Annotated in this window: 19 protein-coding genes; 9 read left to right on the forward strand and 10 right to left on the reverse strand. The window is 68.8% G+C overall.

Translation table 11 applies throughout. The features are described 5' to 3' along the window. Window positions 1-29 precede the first annotated feature (29 nt). Window positions 30-1721 carry a SulP family inorganic anion transporter gene (locus ACSQ9I_RS19495; protein ID WP_436314160.1) on the forward strand — a complete coding sequence of 564 codons (1692 nt, stop codon included), beginning with the start codon at window positions 30-32 and terminating at the stop codon, window positions 1719-1721. Further along, window positions 1718-2500 (forward strand): metallophosphoesterase, encoded by a 783-nt coding sequence (locus ACSQ9I_RS19500; protein WP_436314161.1) that lies wholly within the window; start codon window positions 1718-1720, stop codon window positions 2498-2500. Before ACSQ9I_RS19495 ends, ACSQ9I_RS19500 begins: the two co-directional genes overlap by 4 nt. 7 nt (window positions 2501-2507) lie before the next feature. On the opposite strand, the gene ACSQ9I_RS19505 is transcribed toward ACSQ9I_RS19500, so the two are convergent. The 6 genes from ACSQ9I_RS19505 to ACSQ9I_RS19530 are packed head-to-tail and all read right to left on the reverse strand — an operon-like array spanning window position 2508 to window position 8077. Continuing rightward, entirely contained in the window at window positions 2508-2771 is a 264-nt protein-coding gene (locus ACSQ9I_RS19505) for an FmdB family zinc ribbon protein (RefSeq protein ID WP_093109787.1), read from the reverse strand. Window positions 2772-2777: 6 nt separating this feature from the next. After that, window positions 2778-4190 carry a dihydropyrimidinase gene (gene hydA / locus ACSQ9I_RS19510; protein ID WP_436314162.1) on the reverse strand — a complete coding sequence of 471 codons (1413 nt, stop codon included), beginning with the start codon at window positions 4188-4190 and terminating at the stop codon, window positions 2778-2780. Window positions 4191-4216: 26 nt separating this feature from the next. Further along, complete coding sequence (locus tag ACSQ9I_RS19515) at window positions 4217-5152, reverse strand: dihydrodipicolinate synthase family protein (RefSeq protein ID WP_093109789.1); 936 nt, start codon at window positions 5150-5152, stop codon at window positions 4217-4219. Between the two features lie 12 nt (window positions 5153-5164). Further along, complete coding sequence (locus ACSQ9I_RS19520; RefSeq protein WP_436309385.1) at window positions 5165-6313, reverse strand: NAD(P)/FAD-dependent oxidoreductase; 1149 nt, start codon at window positions 6311-6313, stop codon at window positions 5165-5167. After that, window positions 6310-7758, reverse strand: a complete 1449-nt coding sequence (locus tag ACSQ9I_RS19525) for an FAD-dependent oxidoreductase (protein ID WP_436314163.1) — start codon at window positions 7756-7758, stop codon at window positions 6310-6312. The genes ACSQ9I_RS19520 and ACSQ9I_RS19525 overlap by 4 nt, the downstream gene beginning before the upstream one ends. Then, window positions 7751-8077 carry a (2Fe-2S)-binding protein gene (locus tag ACSQ9I_RS19530; RefSeq protein ID WP_436314164.1) on the reverse strand — a complete coding sequence of 109 codons (327 nt, stop codon included), beginning with the start codon at window positions 8075-8077 and terminating at the stop codon, window positions 7751-7753. The genes ACSQ9I_RS19525 and ACSQ9I_RS19530 overlap by 8 nt, the downstream gene beginning before the upstream one ends. Before the next feature lie 204 nt (window positions 8078-8281). Here ACSQ9I_RS19530 and ACSQ9I_RS19535 point away from each other — a divergent pair, with 204 nt between their 5' ends. The 4 genes from ACSQ9I_RS19535 to ACSQ9I_RS19550 all read left to right on the forward strand — a co-directional run bounded on the left by ACSQ9I_RS19535 (window position 8282) and on the right by ACSQ9I_RS19550 (window position 11259). Next, a complete protein-coding gene (locus ACSQ9I_RS19535) occupies window positions 8282-9115 on the forward strand; it encodes a transporter substrate-binding domain-containing protein (RefSeq protein WP_093109792.1) in 834 nt (277 codons plus the stop codon). Window positions 9116-9186: 71 nt separating this feature from the next. Beyond that, window positions 9187-9855, forward strand: a complete 669-nt coding sequence (locus ACSQ9I_RS19540) for an amino acid ABC transporter permease (protein WP_093109793.1) — start codon at window positions 9187-9189, stop codon at window positions 9853-9855. Further along, complete coding sequence (locus tag ACSQ9I_RS19545; RefSeq protein WP_436314165.1) at window positions 9855-10544, forward strand: amino acid ABC transporter permease; 690 nt, start codon at window positions 9855-9857, stop codon at window positions 10542-10544. Before ACSQ9I_RS19540 ends, ACSQ9I_RS19545 begins: the two co-directional genes overlap by 1 nt. Then, window positions 10522-11259, forward strand: a complete 738-nt coding sequence (locus ACSQ9I_RS19550) for an amino acid ABC transporter ATP-binding protein (protein ID WP_436304648.1) — start codon at window positions 10522-10524, stop codon at window positions 11257-11259. The genes ACSQ9I_RS19545 and ACSQ9I_RS19550 overlap by 23 nt, the downstream gene beginning before the upstream one ends. A gap of 15 nt (window positions 11260-11274) precedes the next feature. On the opposite strand, the gene ACSQ9I_RS19555 is transcribed toward ACSQ9I_RS19550, so the two are convergent. Next, window positions 11275-12069: a GntR family transcriptional regulator gene (locus ACSQ9I_RS19555; protein WP_436314166.1), complete on the reverse strand. Its 795-nt coding sequence runs from the start codon at window positions 12067-12069 to the stop codon at window positions 11275-11277. A 79-nt stretch (window positions 12070-12148) separates the two neighbouring features. After that, entirely contained in the window at window positions 12149-12562 is a 414-nt protein-coding gene (gene arfB / locus ACSQ9I_RS19560) for an alternative ribosome rescue aminoacyl-tRNA hydrolase ArfB (protein ID WP_436304649.1), read from the reverse strand. Between the two features lie 93 nt (window positions 12563-12655). On the opposite strand from arfB, the gene amrB reads away from it, so the two are divergent. Genes amrB through ACSQ9I_RS19575 form a run of 3 tightly spaced genes read left to right on the forward strand, consistent with a single transcriptional unit; the run spans window position 12656 to window position 15032 of the window. After that, window positions 12656-13462 (forward strand): AmmeMemoRadiSam system protein B, encoded by an 807-nt coding sequence (gene amrB / locus ACSQ9I_RS19565; RefSeq protein WP_436304650.1) that lies wholly within the window; start codon window positions 12656-12658, stop codon window positions 13460-13462. Beyond that, the gene (gene amrS, locus ACSQ9I_RS19570; protein WP_436304651.1) at window positions 13459-14544 is read left to right on the forward strand and encodes an AmmeMemoRadiSam system radical SAM enzyme; all 1086 of its coding nucleotides are present in this window, start codon (window positions 13459-13461) and stop codon (window positions 14542-14544) included. Before amrB ends, amrS begins: the two co-directional genes overlap by 4 nt. Window positions 14545-14555: 11 nt before the next feature. Beyond that, window positions 14556-15032, forward strand: coding sequence for a YbhB/YbcL family Raf kinase inhibitor-like protein (locus ACSQ9I_RS19575; RefSeq protein WP_436314167.1), 477 nt, complete (start codon window positions 14556-14558; stop codon window positions 15030-15032). A 3-nt stretch (window positions 15033-15035) separates the two neighbouring features. Here ACSQ9I_RS19575 and ACSQ9I_RS19580 read toward each other — a convergent pair whose 3' ends face one another. Both ACSQ9I_RS19580 and ACSQ9I_RS19585 read right to left on the reverse strand, forming a co-directional pair. Then, complete coding sequence (locus ACSQ9I_RS19580) at window positions 15036-16373, reverse strand: amidase (RefSeq protein WP_436314168.1); 1338 nt, start codon at window positions 16371-16373, stop codon at window positions 15036-15038. Next, a complete protein-coding gene (locus ACSQ9I_RS19585; protein WP_436304654.1) occupies window positions 16373-17086 on the reverse strand; it encodes a DUF2848 domain-containing protein in 714 nt (237 codons plus the stop codon). The genes ACSQ9I_RS19580 and ACSQ9I_RS19585 overlap by 1 nt, the downstream gene beginning before the upstream one ends. Window positions 17087-17092: the final 6 nt, after the last annotated feature.

Here is a 17092-nt window from a genome sequence, read left to right on the forward strand (position 1 = left end):
CCCCGAACAACATCCCGCGCGCTGAAGGCATGGCCCTCCACCGCGACCAGCTCGTGCGCTGGCTTCCCTTCCTCGGCTGGCCCCGCCCGAGTCGCGCGCTGCTCGCCGGCGAGGCGCTGGCCGGCGTCACCGTGGCGCTGATGATGATCCCGCAGGGCGTGGCCTATGCGGCGCTGGCCGGGATGCCGCTGGTCACCGGCATCTACGCCTCGCTGCTGCCGGCGCTGATCGGCGTGCTGTTCAGTGCATCGACGAGGCTCTCGGTCGGGCCGACCGCCTTGTCCAGCCTGCTGGTCGCGGCCTCGCTCGGGCCGCTGGCCATTCCGGGCAGCGCCGAGTGGGTGGCGCTCGCGGTGTGGCTCTGTCTCATGTCCGGCGCAATCCAGCTGGTGCTCGGACTCGGCGGTTTCGGCTGGGTGCTGCGGCTGGTCAATTCGCCGGTGCTGATCGGCTTCACGCAGGCGGCCTCGGTGCTGATCATCCTGTCGCAGCTGCCGGCGCTCTTCGGCTTCACGGGCCGTAGCATCGGCCAGCTGCTGCATGGCGCGCCGCCCGACTTCCTGGCCATTGCCTTCGGGCTCGGCAGCATCGCCGCGCTGTGGCTCGCCAAGGAGCGCTGGCCGCGCTTTCCGGCCGCGATGATCGTGGTCGGCGCCTGCGCGGCCATCAGCGCCGCCATCGGCTATGCGCTGCGCGGCGGCGCCGTGATCGGCACCCTGCCCTCGGGCCTGCCGGCCTTCTACTGGCCCGGCCCGCTCCCGCTCGGCAGCTTCGGCACGCTGCTGCTGCCGGCCCTGATGATCACGCTGGTGAGCTTTCTCGAAACCGCATCGAGCGCCAAGGTCGACAACGCGCGCGCCGGCAAGCTCTGGAACGAAAACCAGGACCTGATCGGCCAGGGCCTGGCCAAAATCGCCTCCGGCTTTTCGGGCGCCTTCCCCACCAGTTCCTCGTTTTCGCGCTCGGCCATCAATCTCTACGCCGGTGCGCAGACCGGCTGGGCCACCGTGTTCTGCGTGCTGCTGATCGGCGCCGCGCTGCTGTGGGCGATGCCGCTGCTCTACCACGTGCCGCAGGCGGTGCTCGCGGCGATCGTGGTCATCGCCATGCTGGGGCTGGTGCGGCCGGGGCAGTTCGTATCGCTCTGGCGCATCTCGCGCGTCGAAGCGGTCACGGCGCTGGTCACCTTCGTGCTCACGATCGCGACCGCGCCCTCGATCTACTGGGGCGTGCTGGCTGGCCTCTTGATGAGCCTGAGCCACTACATGTACCGGCACCTGCATCCACGCATCATCGAGGTGGGCCTGCATCCCGACGGCAGCCTGCGCGACCGCCACCTGTGGAACCTGCCGCCGCTGGCGCCGCAGCTGCACGCGATGCGCATGGACGCCGAACTCGACTTCGCCACCGCGAGCACGCTGGAGCGCGCCATCACCGTCACGCTGGCGATGCGGCCCGAGCTCACCGACATCTGCCTGTTCGCGCAGCCGATCAACCGCATCGACGTGACCGGCGCGGAGGTCTTCGGTGCCATCCGCCGGCTGGTGGAATCCAAGGGCGTGCGGCTGCACCTGAGCGGGCTCAAGCTGCCGGCGCAGCAGGTGCTGGAACGCGCCGGGCTGCTGGCGCCTGGGCCGATGCTCTTCGTCTACCGGACCGACAGCGACGCGCTGGCCGCGCTGGCCGATGCGTCGGTCCTGCAGCAGGAGAGCGTCGCATGAAACTCCACATCCTCTCGGACCTGCACCTGAGCCGCGGCGTGCTGCCGCATCCGCGAACCGAAGCCGACCTGGTCATCCTGGCCGGCGACATCGCGCGCCCGGCCGAAGCGATGGCCTGGGCCGCGGGCTTCGACAAGCCGGTGCTCTATGTGGCCGGCAATCACGAGTTCTACGGCGCCAGCATCGACGGCACGATGCGCGAACTCAAGGCAGGCGCGGCCGGAACGCGCATCCGCGTGCTCGACGACGAGGAGGTCGTTGTCGACGGCGTGCGTTTTCTTGGCAGCACGCTGTGGACCGACTACCTGCTGTTCGGCGCGGGTGAGGCGCGCACGTCGGCGACGGCCCTGGCCGCCCAGTTCATGCGCGACTTCAGCCGCATCCGGCTGAACGAGGATTCGCCTGCCCTCTTCACGCCGGCGGACGCGGCCGCGCTGTTCCGGCGCCACGCGGCCTGGCTGGCGGGCAAGCTGGCCGACCCAAATGCAGGGCCGACCGTGGTCATCACGCACCACGCGCCTTCGCCGAAGAGCATTCATCCGCGCTTTGCCGGCTCGCCGATCAACGCCTCCTTCGTGTCCGACCTGCAGGCGTTGATGCCCGGCGGCGGGCCCGAACTCTGGATCCACGGTCACACGCACGACAGCTTCGACTACCGCGTGAACAACACGCGCGTGCTGTGCAACCCGCGCGGCTATGCGCGCGACGGGGTCAACGAGAACGCGCTCTTCGACCCGCTGCTCGTGGTCGAGGTCGGCACGCGGAACACCGGCCGCTGACGCGGCCTCAGGCGCGGGTCCGCAGCGCCGGCGGGCAACAGCCGCAAGCGCCGCCATGCCGCAGGCGCTGGTAGCCCGAACCGGCGCCCTGCTCCGACCGCAGGCCGGATCTTGGCTCCCGGCTGCCCATGCCCAACGAAACCGGAACACTCAGCGCGCGGCCGGACTCGGCGCCGCATGCAGGGCACGGGGCGGGCTGGTCGAACAGCGCCAGGGGCCGCCGCGCGGTGAAGGGACCGCAGCGTGCACAAGCGTAGTCGTAGGTGGGCACAGGCGTTTACCAGCCGCCCGATTCGCCGCGCGGAACGTAGCGGCCGCTGCCGGTCTTGCCGAGCCAGTGCTCGCCATCGACGATGAGCTCGCCGCGCAGCAGCACCTTGCTCACCCGGCCCGTCACGCTGCGGCCTTCGAAGAGCGTGAAGTCGCAGTTGCCGTGCTGCGTGTTCGCCGAAATGACATGCTGGGCGCCGGGATCGAAGAGCACCAGATCGGCGTCGCTGCCGACCGCGATGGTGCCCTTGCGCGGAAACAGGCCGAAGAGCTTCGACGGCGCCGTCGAGGTCAGCTCGACGAAGCGGTTGAGCGAGATGCGGCCGGAGCGGACGCCGCCGTCGTAGAGGGTCGCCATGCGTGTTTCGACGCCCGGCACGCCGTTCGGGATCTTCGAGAAATCATTGCGGCCGTACGGCTTCTGGTTGACGCGGCCCAGATGCCCTTCCTTCATGCAGAACGGGCAATGGTCGGTCGACACGAGCTGCAGATCGTCGGTGCGCAGTGCGGTCCACAACGCCTGCTGCGACTCCTTGGAGCGCAGCGGCGGACTCATGACGTAGCGCGCCAGGTCGAAGTCCTCGCTGTCGTAGGCGCTCTCGTCGAAGAACAGGTAATGCGGGCAGGTTTCGGCGAACACCGGCACGCCCATGTCGCGCGCCTCGATCACATGCTTGAGCGCTTCCTTGGCCGAGAGATGCACGAAGTACACCGGCGCATCGGCGAGTTCGGCGAGCTTGATGCCGCGGTGCGTCGCTTCCCCCTCCATGAGGGCCGGCCGCGTGAGCGCGTGGTACTTGGGCGCGGTGTGGCCCTGCGCCAGCGCTTCCTGGATGAGAAGCTCGATGATGGTGCCGTTCTCGGCATGCAGCGCGATCATGCCGCCGTGCTGGCCGACCATGCGCATGGCCCGGAAGATGGCCGCGTCGTCGACCATGACCGAGCCCGGATAGGCCATGAACATCTTGAAGCTCGAGACGCCTTCGTGCCGGATCGCGTGCTGCATGTCGGCCAGGGCCTGGTCGTCGACCGCGGTCACGATGACGTGAAAGCCGTAGTCGATGCAGGCGCCCTCCACGCCCTTGGCCTGGGCGCGTGCTATCGCCTCGAGCACGCTCACCTCCTTGCGCTGGAACGCGAAGTCCACGATCGTCGTCGTGCCGCCGAAGGCGGCCGAACGCGTGCCGGACTCGAAACTGTCGCAGGTGGTGGAGTCTCCGAAGGTGTTGTCCATGTGCGTGTGGCAGTCCACGCCGCCCGGCAGCACAAGAAGACCGGTGGCGTCGATGACCGCGGCGTCGGGGCCCGCGTCGAGCGAGCGGCCGATGGCGACGATCCGGCCGTCATCGACCAGCAGGTCTGCGGTGTAGTCGTCCACGGCCGTGACGATGCGGCCGTTGCGAATGATTTTGCGGGACATGGGTGTTGACTCCTGAAAAAACCGAGCTACGCGCTGACGCCGGCTTCGGCCAGCGCACGCTCCAGGGCGGCGACTTCCTCGGCCGGCAGCGGCCCCATCGGCAGCCGCATGGCATCGCTCGGAAAACGTCCGAGCAGCTTCAGGCAGGTCTTGAGCCGTGCCGTCGCGTAGCCGCCCGGCGCCGTGCCGTAGATTGCCTTGGCCAGCGGATAGATGCGCTCGTTGAGACGGCGCGCCTCGTCGAGATCCTTGCGCCGGATGGCCTGGTCGAGCGCGATCACGAGCTCCGGTACCACGACGGCCAGGCTCACCAGGCTGCCCTCGGTGCCGATGGCGAAGCAGGTGAACAGGTGTTCGTCGCCCGAAGCCATCATCGCCACCTGCGGCGCCACGCGCTTCACCAGGCGGCGGTTGGCCTCGTAGGCTGCAGCCTCCCAGCTGCCCTCCTTGACGCCGACCACGTGCGGCAGCTGCGCGAGCTCGGCAAGCACCTCCGGCGGATAAGCCATCGCGCCCGCATTGACGCCGGCCTGGTAGAGCATCAAGGGCATCTGCGCGTTGGCGTTGGCCGTCTTGTGGTGCGTCACGGCCATGCGCGAATCCTGCGAAAGCGCCCAGGAGAACGGCGGGAAGACCAGCACCGCGTCGGCACCGGCGGCCTTGGCATCGTCGACATGGTGCCGGGCCTCGAGGCTGTCCTCGGCGTTGATGCCGCAAACCAGAATGGCGCGCTGGCCGCAGACCTCGAAGGCGATCTCGGTCACGCGGCGCTTCTCTTCGCGCGAGAGCAGGAAATTCTCGCCGGCGTGTCCGTTGATCAGCAGGCCCGTCATGCCGGGCACGGAGGCGTTGGCCTCCAGGTGGGACGCCAGCGTGGTCTCGTCGATGCGGCCATCGCCCTGCAGCGGGCACAGCGTGGCGGCATAGATGCCGTGAAAAGGGTCAGGTCGTTGAGGAATCATGGAGGGGACATTTCAAGTGCCGGACATCGGCATGCCCAGCAGGCGGGCGGGATCGAAAAGAGGCAGGTCGGGCTCCTGGCCGAGGATGTGCTGGGCCATGATCCGGCCCATGAACGGGCCGCTGGTGTAGCCCGAGTGCGCGCTGCCGACCACATAGGCCTGCGGCACGCCGGGCACGTCGCCGATGATGGGCATCGCATCCGCGGTCTCGGCCTCGAGGCCGAGCCAGATGCGCGCGATGCGTGCTTCGGCCAGCGCCGGTACCGCGTAGGCCGCGAGGCGCACGTTGCCCACCAGGTTCTGCGGGCGGGCCTCGACGCCGCCGCGCTCTCGGTCGCCATCGCCCTGCCAGCCGCCGCCGATCAGCACGGTGCCGTTGGCGAACTGCTTGAGCGAGAGCAGACCGCTCGCGACGCTGAGCACGGTGCGCATCACGGGGCGGATGCGCTCGGTGATGATGAGTTGGTTGATCAACACCTTGATCGGAATCTGCACGCCGAGCCAGGCCAGCATGTTCTGGATCCACACGCCGCCGGCCAGCACCACCCGCTTCGCGTGCAGCGGTGCGCGGCCGGCGGCGGCGTCGAGACGAATCACGTGGCCCGCATCGCCCGAATCGATGGCCGCAACCGGCGCGTTTTCGAGCACCTCGACGCCGGCGTGCGTGAGCGCATGGCGGAACGCCCGGCCCGTGAGGTAGGCGCTTGCGAAACCATCGATCTCGCAGTAACCCGCCTTCAGCAGGCCGGAATGCAGGCCGGGCTCGATCTCCCGCGCACGCTCGGGCGTGATCACCTCGATCGGCGCGCCATACGCGCGGCGGGCCTTGGCGCGCAATTCGACCAGTTCGCACTCCGCCTCGGTGAAGGCCAGCGTGAGCCCGGGCACGTGGGTCGCGAGCACCCCCATGCCGAGCCACTTCTCCGCATCCATCCACATCTGCCACGCGCGCATGGCATAGGGCACGAGCGCGGCGCGCGTCATGTGCAGCGTGAGCGTGCCGGCGTTGACGCCCGAGGCTTCGCGGCACAGCGGTCCGCGATCGACCACCGCCACCCGCATGCCGCCCTCGGCCAGATGCAGGGCGGTGGCGCAGCCCATGACCCCGCCGCCGATCACGACCGCGTCGTAGGCCGCCGCATGGCGCGTGGCCTCGCTCACAGCGGGGCCGCCTTCGGAATGGGGATGTCGGCGTAGGTGTAGTCGCCCGCCACCTCGGCGAGCGAGACCGGACGCAGCGGCGCGCGGCCCGTGAAGCAGCCCACTGCCTCGCGACTGCCGACATGCGCTGCGAGCAGTTGCCCGGCCACATCGCCGCAGCTTCGGCCCTGGCACGGTCCCATGCCGCAGCGGGTCCAGGCCTTGAGCTGGTTCATGTCGCGTGCACCGTCGCGCGCTGCCGCATCGATCTCGGCGCGGGTCACGTCTTCGCAGCGGCACACGATGGTGTCCGCGGCAATGCCGGCCACGGCACCTTCGCGCAGTGCCATCAGGCCCGCCATCGCACGCCCGAATCGTGCAGGCTTGTGCCATTGCGCCAGCAGGCGGGCGCGTTCGCGTGCATGGACCTCTGCCACCAGCCGGCCGAGGTCGTGCGCACAGGCCAAGGCTGCCAGTTCGCCATGGGCGCCGGCCGCGGCGGCGCCGGCAATGCCCGCGCCGTCCCCTGCGACGTAAAGGCCCGCGACCGAGCTGCGGCCGTCGGCGTCGGTGTCGGCGATCCAGCCGCCGCGTTCCGCGGCATAGCGATGGCGGGCGCGCAGCAGCCGGGTCACGTCGGTGCCCGGTACCAGGCCGTGCCCGACCGTCACGCCGTCGGCCACGAACACGGCTGACGGGACATCGGCAATCGGCTTGCCGGCCGCATCGACACGCAGCGCACGTACCTGAAACCCATTGCCCACCGCCTGGACGGAATGGATGCCGTGCCGGTGGAGCACCGGCACACCGGCGATGCGCAGGCTGGCGTACCACTGCGCCCCTCGCCACAGCAGATCGGGGCGGCCAGTGAGCGACGGCAGCGCACGCAGCCAGTCGGCCTGCCCGGCCACGTCGAGCACCGCGGCCACCTCGCCGCCTGCCTTGAGGATGCCGTTCGCCACCGCCAGCAGCAGCGGCCCGCTGCCTGCCACCACCGTACGGCGCCCCGGCAGCATGTTCTGCGACTTGAGCAGGATCGTCGCGGCGGCCAGGCCCATGACGCCCGGCAGGGTCCAGCCGGGAAAGGGCACGACGCGCTCGGTCGCTCCTGTCGCCACCAGCAGCGCACGCGGCTGCCAGCTGACGGTGCCATCCGGACCGATCAGGTCGGTGCGCAGACTCGTACCGACGTTCCACACCTTGTGGCCGAAGAGGCAGCGCACGCCGGCCCGGCGCAGTTCTTCGCGCAGGGCATCGCCCTGCCTCGCCTCGGTCGACAGCGCGGCGCCGCTTGCACGTGTGAATCCTGCGGGAAGCGGCCGCCACACCTGCCCGCCCGCGTCGTGGTTCTCGTCGACCAGCAGTACGCTGAGGCCGCAGCCCTGCGCGCGCAGCGCCGCCCGCGCGCCGGCCGGACCGGCACCGATCACGAGCAGATCGACGGACTGGAGCGCTGCCTCAGCCATGACGCTCTTCCCTGAAGGGGAGCGTTTCGACCTCCAGCCCGCCGGCCACCGGCACCTGGCAGGCGAGCAGCTTGCGCGCACCGACCCACACCAGGCATTCCTGGCAGGAGCCCATGAGGCAGAACAGGCCGCGGGGCGCCCCGTCGCGCGGACTGCACCGCAGCTCGCGCCGGCCCGCCGCGAACAGCGCCGCGGCGACGCTTTCGCCCCCGAATGCCCGAACGGTGCAACCATCGACAAGGAACTGCACCGCCGGCCCCCGCTGCACCGCCTGATCGGCACGCAGTGCCACAGGCGCGGAATAGGAAGACTTCGTCATGAAGAAAAAGCGTCGGATGAGCGATTGAAACAAGCCGGGCAAGTCCAGGCTGGACCCGCTGGATTTTATTGTATACATTTCATATATCGATGTTATTTCTTTTGCAGACATCGATCGAACTGGCATTCGTCTTGCGTTCGTTCCCGCTCTGCGAACCGCTATCGGCGGTTCGATCCAACCATCCATCTCTAGGAGTTCTTCTCGATGAAGCAAATCAGGAACGCAGTCCGCCGCGCCTTGCTGGCGGCCGGATCGCTCGCACTCGGCTCGACCCTGCTGGGGCTGCCGGCGTCCGCGTCGGCGCGAACGCTCGACGAGATCGTTGCCAGCAAGAAGATCGTCATCGGCGTCAATCCCACGCTGCCGCCGCTGGGCATCTTCAACGACAAGAATGAGATCGATGGTTTCGACGTCGAAATCGCACGCAAGCTCGGCGAGTTGCTGGGCGTGAAGACCGAAATCGTGCAGGTCGGCTCGCCCGATCGCATTCCCTTCGTGAGCAGCGGCAAGATCGATGCCGTGCTCGGCGCCATGACGATCACGGCCGAACGCCAGAAAGTCATCGACTTCACCGTGCCGCTGCACACCGAGGTGTTGGGCGTCCTGACGACCAAGGCCAAGCCGTACAAGGACTGGATGGAGCTCAACGACCCCTCGGTCAAGCTGGTCGAGGTGCGCGGCGCCACCCCCGTGAAACTGGTGCAGGAGAAGCTGCCCAAGGCCCAACTGCTGCTGCTGGACAACTACCCCGACGCGGTGCGTGCGATCGCCCAGGGCCGCGCCGACGCGATGATCGACGTGATGGACTTCATGACCGAGCACACCGCCAAGCACAAGATCGACTGGCGCATCGTGGACGCGCCCATCGACGTCTATTTCTGTGCCATCGGCGTGCAGAAGGGCAACGACGCGCTGCGCGAGAAGCTGAGCGGCGCGATCAAGGAACTGCACCGCAACGGTTATGTGGACGAGCGCTGGAAAAAATGGTTCGGCGGCCCCATGCTGCATGACCCGCGCACCGCGCCGAGCTACAAGTAGGCGTCGCGCCGAATGATCCCGCGCCGCGCGCAGCCTGCCTGCGCGCGGCGCGCATGCACGACCGAGATCCCATGCAATTCGACTACACCCCGGTCCTCGAACGTCTGCCCTACCTCATCGGCGGTGCGTGGCTGAGCCTGCAGATCGCCTTTCTCGCTTTCGCTTTCGGCATGCTGATCGGCCTGGGCGGCGCGTCGGTGCGCGCCTACGGCCCGCGCTGGGCGCGCCGCATCGTCGGCGCCTACGTGGTGTTCTTCACCAACACGCCGCAGCTGGTGCAGATCTTCTTCATCTTCTTCGCACTGCCTGACGCGGGCATCCTCCTGTCGCCCTACCAGGCGGTGCTGATCGGTATGACGCTCAATGCCGGTGCCTACCTCACCGAGATCCAGCGCGCGGGCTTCGAATCGGTGCGCCTGCCCGAGCTCGAGGCGGCGGAGACGCTGGGCTTTTCGCGCCTCCAGACCATCCGCCACGTGATCGTGCCGCACATCGTGCGCGTGCTGTTCCCGCCGCTTTCGAACCAGTACATCCTGATGACGCTCGGCACCTCGATGGCCGCTGTGTTCGGGGTCGAGGAACTCACCGGCCGGGCCTTCAACATCAACTCCGAAACCTTCCGCTCGATCGAGGTGTTCTCGGTCGCCGCGGTGCTCTACATCGTGATCACGCTGATCGCGACGCTGTCGCTCGCCTTCGTCGGCAAGCGCTTCTTCCGCGCCAAGATGAGGTGGTTCTGATGTGGGACCAGCTCATCGAAGAGCTGCCGCGCTTCTTCGGCTACTACAACCTGATCTTCTTCGCCAAGGCACTGGGCGCGACCTTCGCGCTGTCGGCCATCGGCTGCATCGTGGGCTTCTCGCTCGGCTTCGTGCTCGCGGCCGTGCGCCTGAGCACGCGGCCTGCGGCGAGGCCGCTGCGCGTGGCGGTGACGATCTTCACCGAGCTGTTCCGGCGCATCCCCTTCCTCGTGACGCTGATGCTGGTGTTCTTCATCTTCCAGGGGATGCATGCGGACCTCAGCATGTTCGCGGTGGCGCTGATCAGCGTGTGCCTGATCGCCACGGCCTTCATCGCCGAGATCGTGCGCAGCGGGCTCGAATCCGTGCACCGCAACCAATGGGACGCCGCCATCACGCTGAACTTCAGCTACCTGCAGACGCTGCGCCTGGTGATCGTTCCGCAAGCCTGGAAGATCATCCTGCCGCCGGTGTTCGGCTTCTTCGTGCTGTTCATCAAGGACACGGCGCTCGCATCGCAGATCGGCGTGGTCGAACTGGCCTTCGCCGGCAAGACGATGAACAACAAGGGCTTCTCGGCCACGCTCGTCTACGGCACGGTGCTCGCCCTCTATTTCATGCTGTCCTATCCGCTGGCGCGTTTCGGCAAATACCTGGAGAGAAAGCTTGCCCCAACTCGAAATCGTTGACCTCAAGGCCAACTATGGCGCGCACACCGTGCTCGAGCGCATCAACCTGTCGGTCGAGAAGGGCGAGATCGTCAGCCTGATCGGACCCTCGGGCTCCGGCAAGAGCACGCTGCTGCGCGTGCTGATGGGTTTGCTGCCGCCGATTTCCGGCCAGGTGCGCATCGACGGCCAGGCGCTCGACTACAACGACCGCGGGCAGCTGCGCCGCATCCGCTCGCAGATGGCGATCGTGTTCCAGCAGTACAACCTGTTCCAGAACATGACGGTACTCGACAACGTGACCGTCGCCCCCATCAAGGTGAAGGGGCGGCCGCGCAAGCAGGTGGAAGCCTATGCGACGCAACTGCTCGAAAAAGTCGGCATGGGCAGCAAGCTGCAGTCCTACCCCGACCAGCTGTCGGGCGGCCAGCAGCAGCGCGTGGCCATCGCACGTGCGCTCGCGCTGCAGCCCGGCATCGTGCTGCTCGACGAGGTGACGGCTGCGCTCGACCCGGAGCTCGTCAACGAGGTGCTGGACACGGTGCGATTGCTGGCAGCCGACGGCATGACCATGTTCATCGTCTCGCACGAGATGGGGTTCGTGCGCGAAGTGTCGAGCAAGGTCGTGTTCATGGACGGCGGGCAGGTGGTCGAGGTCGGCGACCCGAAGCAGATCTTCGATCAGCCCCGCGAAGCGCGCACGCGCGAGTTCGTCGGGAAGATCCTGCGGCACTGACCGCGTTCGCCCGGGCTATGGCGAGAACTCGCTCACCAGCCCGTTGCTGAGCCGCGAGAGCGTGTAGCGCGCGAGATTTCGCAGGTGCGCCACCACGGCCTCCTCGGCCGCCTTTTCGTTGCCCGCGATGTACGCGTCCAGGATGGCCAGATGCTCCTTGCGGTCGTCCTCGATGCGCTTGAAGGGATCGACCACCTCGAACAGGCGGCACAGCACGCGCAGATGGGCGATGGTGTCGGCCAGCATCGCATTGCCGGAGGCGCGCGCGAACAGCCCGTGGATCTCGTCATCGGCCTGCCAGTGGCTGGAGCCCTGCTGGCTCGAGTCCAGCGACAGGATGCTGGCGCGCAGGTTCCGCACCTCTTCGGCCGGCACGCGCCCCATGGCAAGCGACACCGCCTGCGACTCCAGGCGTTCGCGTACCTGCAGGCACTGGAAGTAATGCGACGCCGCGATGCGCCGCACCGCATAGGAGCGCGCATTGGCCCGCACCAGCAAACCCTCGCCTTCGAGCCGCAGCAGGGCCTCGCGCAGCGGCGTGCGCGACATCTGGAGTCGCTCGGCCAAGCGCCCTTCGACCAGCACTTCCCCACCCGACAGCTCCCGCTGGAGGATGAGCCGCCGCACGACGGCGTAGGCCCGGTCGGTCAGGTTCGTCGACAACTCGGCCAGCGCCTCGGGCGCCGCGGCCTTGCGCGACGGCTCTGCAGGCGTGGCATCGGCAGCCGCGCGAGCGGCGGATTTCTTCGGCCGACCGGGCTTCCTGGCCTCCTCATGCACCGGCGCCTTGGCCGTGACTTTGGATTTCATATGCTTTGTCTACAAATTGTGTGCAATCGAGCGATGCCGCAGCATACGGTGTTCTCGCGACCGGCGCCAAGCGCCTGCCTCAATCCTTCACCGGCCCGCGCAGGCTCTTGATCTCCGAACGCTGGCTCTTGCCCTCGAGCCGCCGCTGCTTCGCGCCATAGCTGGGCTTGGTCGGCCGGCGCACGCGCGGCGGCGTGGCGACGCTGTCGACCAGCTCCTGCAGCCGCGCCAGCGCGTCGGCGCGGTTCATGTCCTGGCTGCGGTGCTTCTGCGCCTTCAGCACCAGCACGCCTTCCTGCGTGATGCGGCTGTCGCGCAGCGCGAGCAGGCGTTCCTTGACGTCCTCGGGCAGCGAGCTCGCCGCGATGTCGTAGCGCAGGTGCACCGCGCTCGATACCTTGTTGACGTTCTGCCCGCCCGCGCCCTGCGCGCGGATGGCGCTGAACTCGACTTCCAGAGGGTCGATGAGGATGGGCGGACGCGGCGCGGGCATCCGCTATTTTGGCTTGCGCGGTGGTGCCTTCATCTCGAGCCGGTTGACGCTGACCCGCGGTGAGTCCATATTCATCGCAGGAGGTGTGATGCCGTGCCTGCCGTTCGTCCCGCCGCGGTCGCGGGGACCTTCTACCCCGGCGATGCGCTGCAGCTGCAGCGCGAAGTCGGCGATTGCCTCGCCGCTGCCGGCAGCGCTGTCGCCGAGTCCACGAAGCCACCGAAGCTGCTGATCGTTCCGCACGCCGGCTATGTGTATTCCGGCGCCGTCGCGGCACAAGCCTATGCCCTGCTCGCACCATGGCGCGAGCGGATCACGCGTGTCGTGCTGCTCGGTCCGGCCCATCGCTGCGCGGTGCGCGCGCTGGCGGCACCGGAAGCGGACGCCTTCGATACGCCGCTCGGTCGCATCGCACTGGAACATGCGTCCCTGGCCCTGCTCGGCAGCCCGCCGCAGGTCGTGCACGACGACTGGCCTCACGCCTTCGAGCATTCGCTGGAGGTGCAACTGCCGTTCCTGCAGACGGTGCTGAACAACTTCGCGCTGGTCCCCCTGCTCGTCGGCAACGCAAGTCCCTCCGAGGTCGCGGAGATTCTGGAACGGCTGTGGGGCGAAGACGAAACGCTGATCGTCGTCAGCTCCGACCTGTCGCACTACCTGCCGTACGCGCAGGCCCAGGCGCGCGACCGCGCGACGGTGCAGCGCATCCTCGCCTTCGACGGCGCCCTGGTTCCCGAAGAGGCTTGCGGCGCACGGGCGATCAACGGTGCGCTGCAGGCGGCACGCAGCCACCGCCTGCAGCCGCGCCTGCTGGACCTGCGCAATTCCGGCGATACCGCGGGAGACCGCCGCCGCGTGGTCGGCTACGCGGCGATCGCGTTCGAGGCGCCGGCATCATGAGCGCGAGCCATCCCGGGCGCTGGTGGCACAGGTTGGACGACGGGCGCATCCAGTGCGACCTGTGTCCGCGCGACTGCCGGCTGCACGAAGGCCAGCGCGGGATGTGCTTCGTGCGTCAGCGTGTCGGCGACGAAATGGTGCTGACGACCTACGGGCGCAGCTCGGGCTTCTGCCTCGACCCGATCGAGAAGAAGCCGCTGAACCATTTCCATCCCGGCTCCAGCGTGCTCTCCTTCGGCACCGCCGGCTGCAACCTGGCATGCAAGTTCTGCCAGAACTGGGACATCTCCAAGAGCCGCGAGATGGACCGGCTGATGGATGCCGCATCGCCGCAACGCATCGCCGAGCTGGCGCGCCAGCGCGGCGCCCTGAGTGTGGCCTTCACCTACAACGACCCGGTGATCTTCGCCGAGTACGCGATGGACGCCGCCGATGCCTGCCATGCGCTGGGCCTGTTCAGCGTCGCCGTGACCGCGGGCTACATGCACGCCGCGCCGCGGCGCGAGTTCTACGCCAGGATGGACGCGGCCAATGTCGACCTCAAGGGCTTCACCGAAGCCTTCTATTTCCAGCAGACCGGCGCCCACCTCGCGCCGGTGCTCGACACCCTGCAGTACCTGCGCCACGAGACGAGCTGCTGGTTCGAGATCACGACGCTCTTGATCCCCGGCCACAACGACAGCGATGCCGAGATCGAGGCGATGAGCCGCTGGATCGCCGAGCACCTCGGGCCGGACGTGCCGCTGCACTTCACCGCCTTCCATCCGGACTACAAGATGATGGACGTGCTGCCGACGCCGCCTGCCACGCTGACGCGCGCCCGCGCCATCGCGCTCGCCAACGGGCTGAACCATGTCTACACCGGCAATGTCCACGACGTGGAAGGCGGGACGACCTGGTGCCCGCATTGCCGCGCGCCGCTGGTGCGCCGCGACTGGTATCTCGTGCTGGACTGCGAACTCGATGCGCGCGGCGAATGCCCGCACTGCGGCACGCCGATCGCAGGCCGCTTCGGCGCCTTCAGCCACGGCTTCGGCCGGCGGCGCATCCCGGTGCGGGCAGCGCAATCACTGCCATCATAAAGGAGACCTCCATGAGCCTGACCTTCACTTCCACCGCGTTCGCACCGGACGGCGCGATACCGCCCATCCACACCTGCGAAGGCAAGGACGTGTCGCCGCCGCTGGCGTGGAGCGGCGCACCCGCGGCGACCCTGAGCTTCGCGCTCATCGTCGACGACCCGGATGCGCCCGATCCGGCGGCGCCCAAGATGACATGGGTCCACTGGGTGCTCTACAACATCGGCGCGGAGGCCGGCGAGCTTCCCGAAGCGGTCAAGCCGGCGGCATTGCCGGCGGGCACGCGCGAGGGCGTCAACGACTGGGGCCGCACGGGCTATGGCGGCCCTTGCCCGCCCATCGGCCGCCACCGCTACTTCCACAAGCTCTACGCGCTCGACGCCGTGCTGCCGGAACTCGAGCGCCCGGACAAGGCCGCGCTCGAGAAGGCGATGAAGGGACACGTGCTCGCACAGGCGGAGCTGGTGGGCACGTACGAGAAGCGTCGATAGGCGCTACTTCAGCGCCGCCTCCACCGCCAGCGCCACCGCGGCCAGCCGCGCATCGTCGCCCTGCACCGAGGAGAGCATGAGTCCCACCGGCAATTCGCCCGCGCGGTGGCAAGGCAGGCTGAAGGCGCAGCCGTCGAGGTAGTTGATCGCAAAGGTGTTGCGCAGCAGCAGGCCGTTGGCCTTGAAGAAAGCCTCGTCCGAGCGCACCAGTTCGTCGATCGGCGGCGCGACGATGGGCACCGTCGGGCACAGCAGCGCATCGAAGCCTTCGAGCGCGCGCTCGGTGCGCGCGATCCAGGCGCGGCGCTTGTCCTGCATCGCGATGTAGTCTGCCGCGCTCGCCGCGGCACCGGTCGCGATGCGCGCGGCCACGCGCGGGTCGAATCGCTCGCGCGCCTGCGCCAGGCGCTCGCGATGCACCGCATGCGCCTCGACCGCCGAGAAGCCGCCGGGCGCGTTGAGCTGCGCGATCTCGGCCAGTTCCGGCAACCCGATGTCGACAATCAGCGCGCCGGCCGCGGACAGGATCTTCAGCGCACGGTCGAAGGCGCTGGCCACCGCGGGCTCGATGCCGTCGAACATCAGCGTCTGCGGCACGGCGAAGCGCATGCCCGCGAGCGGCCGTTGCCGCACGGCCAGCGGCGCATCGGCGATGGCGGCGTCGACCCGCAGGCAGTCCTCCACGCTGCGCGCCATCGCGCAGACCGTGTCGAGCGTGCGCGACAGCTCCAGCGCGCCGGTGCGCGGCGTGCGCGCCTGCGTGCTCTTGAAGCCGACCAGCCCGCAGAGCGCGGCCGGAATGCGGATCGAGCCGCCGGTGTCCGAGCCCAGGCCGGCGACCGCCAGCCCCAGCGCCACCGACACGGCGGCGCCCGAGGAGGAGCCGCCCGGGATGCGCGCCACCGCGGCGTCCGCCGGATTGCGCGGCGTGCCGTGGTGCGGATTGATGCCCACGCCCGAGAAGGCGAACTCCGTCATGTTGGTCTTGCCGACGATGGCGGCGCCGTTCGCGCGCAGCCGCGCCACGGCCGGCGCGTCGGCCACAGCCGGCAGCTCGTCGCGGCAGACGATGGAGCCGGCCATGGTGGTCTCCCCGGCCACGTCGTAGAGATCCTTGACCGACACCGGCAGGCCGGCGAGCGCAGGCAGCGCGACGCCCGCGCGCAGCGCCGCATCGGCATGGCGCGCCGCGGCCAGCGCGGCCTCGGCATACAGCTGCGTGAACACATGCTGCGCGCCCGAGGCCGCGGCGCCTTCCAGCGCCTGGGCGACGAGATGCTCGTGCGAGAGTTCGTCGCGCGCCATGCGGCTGCGCAGCGCGGCGATCGTCTCGCCACTCATCACGCCACCACCGGCAGCGGCTGGACCGCATAGCGATGCACGATGCTGCGCTTCAGGCGCGGATCGTGGATCTCGATCTCCATTTCGGGCGCGGGCCGGATGCCCTCGCCGCGTGCGTTTGGCAGCGCGCCCAGCGTGCCGCAGGTCATGAAGCATCCCTCTTCGCTGTCTTCGAAAATGCCGTCGCGCAGCGAAGCGAGCGGCCGGATCGCCGCCAGGCTGCCCTGCTGGTAGCTCACCCACTTCCCATCCTCGAGGATGCGCGAGCGCAGCTGCAGTTCATCCTGGTAGTGGGCCACGTCGGCCCAGCGCCATGCGGCCGTGGCCACCGGCTTGGCGCACATCTGCTTGGAGACCGCGACCGAGTAGCCCTCCACCTTGCGGTCGGTGTGGTCCGAGCCGACGCTGAGCCACCATTCGCCGCGCGCGAAGAACAGCACCGGCTCGGCCTCGCCGGAACTCTGCTCGCCGAGCGCCTCGATCGCGGGCGCCTGCGTCAGCAGGTTGGCGCCGACGCGGTAGTAGAGCGGCACGCCCGAGGGACGCGGCACGCCGATGGCCTCCAGCTCCTCGATGTGGTGTGCGATGGCGGCGGCGTCGCGGCCGGTCCAGCCCGCGACCACCAGGCGTTGCGGCGCGCTGGCGATCAGTTGCGCGGAGCGCGTGCCGTCGGCAGCGACCGACTCGCAGGCGAAATGAAGCTTCGATGACATGAATGA

It is taken from the genome of Variovorax sp. LjRoot84, assembly GCF_964254305.1.
In the GTDB taxonomy this organism is placed as follows: domain Bacteria; phylum Pseudomonadota; class Gammaproteobacteria; order Burkholderiales; family Burkholderiaceae_C; genus Variovorax.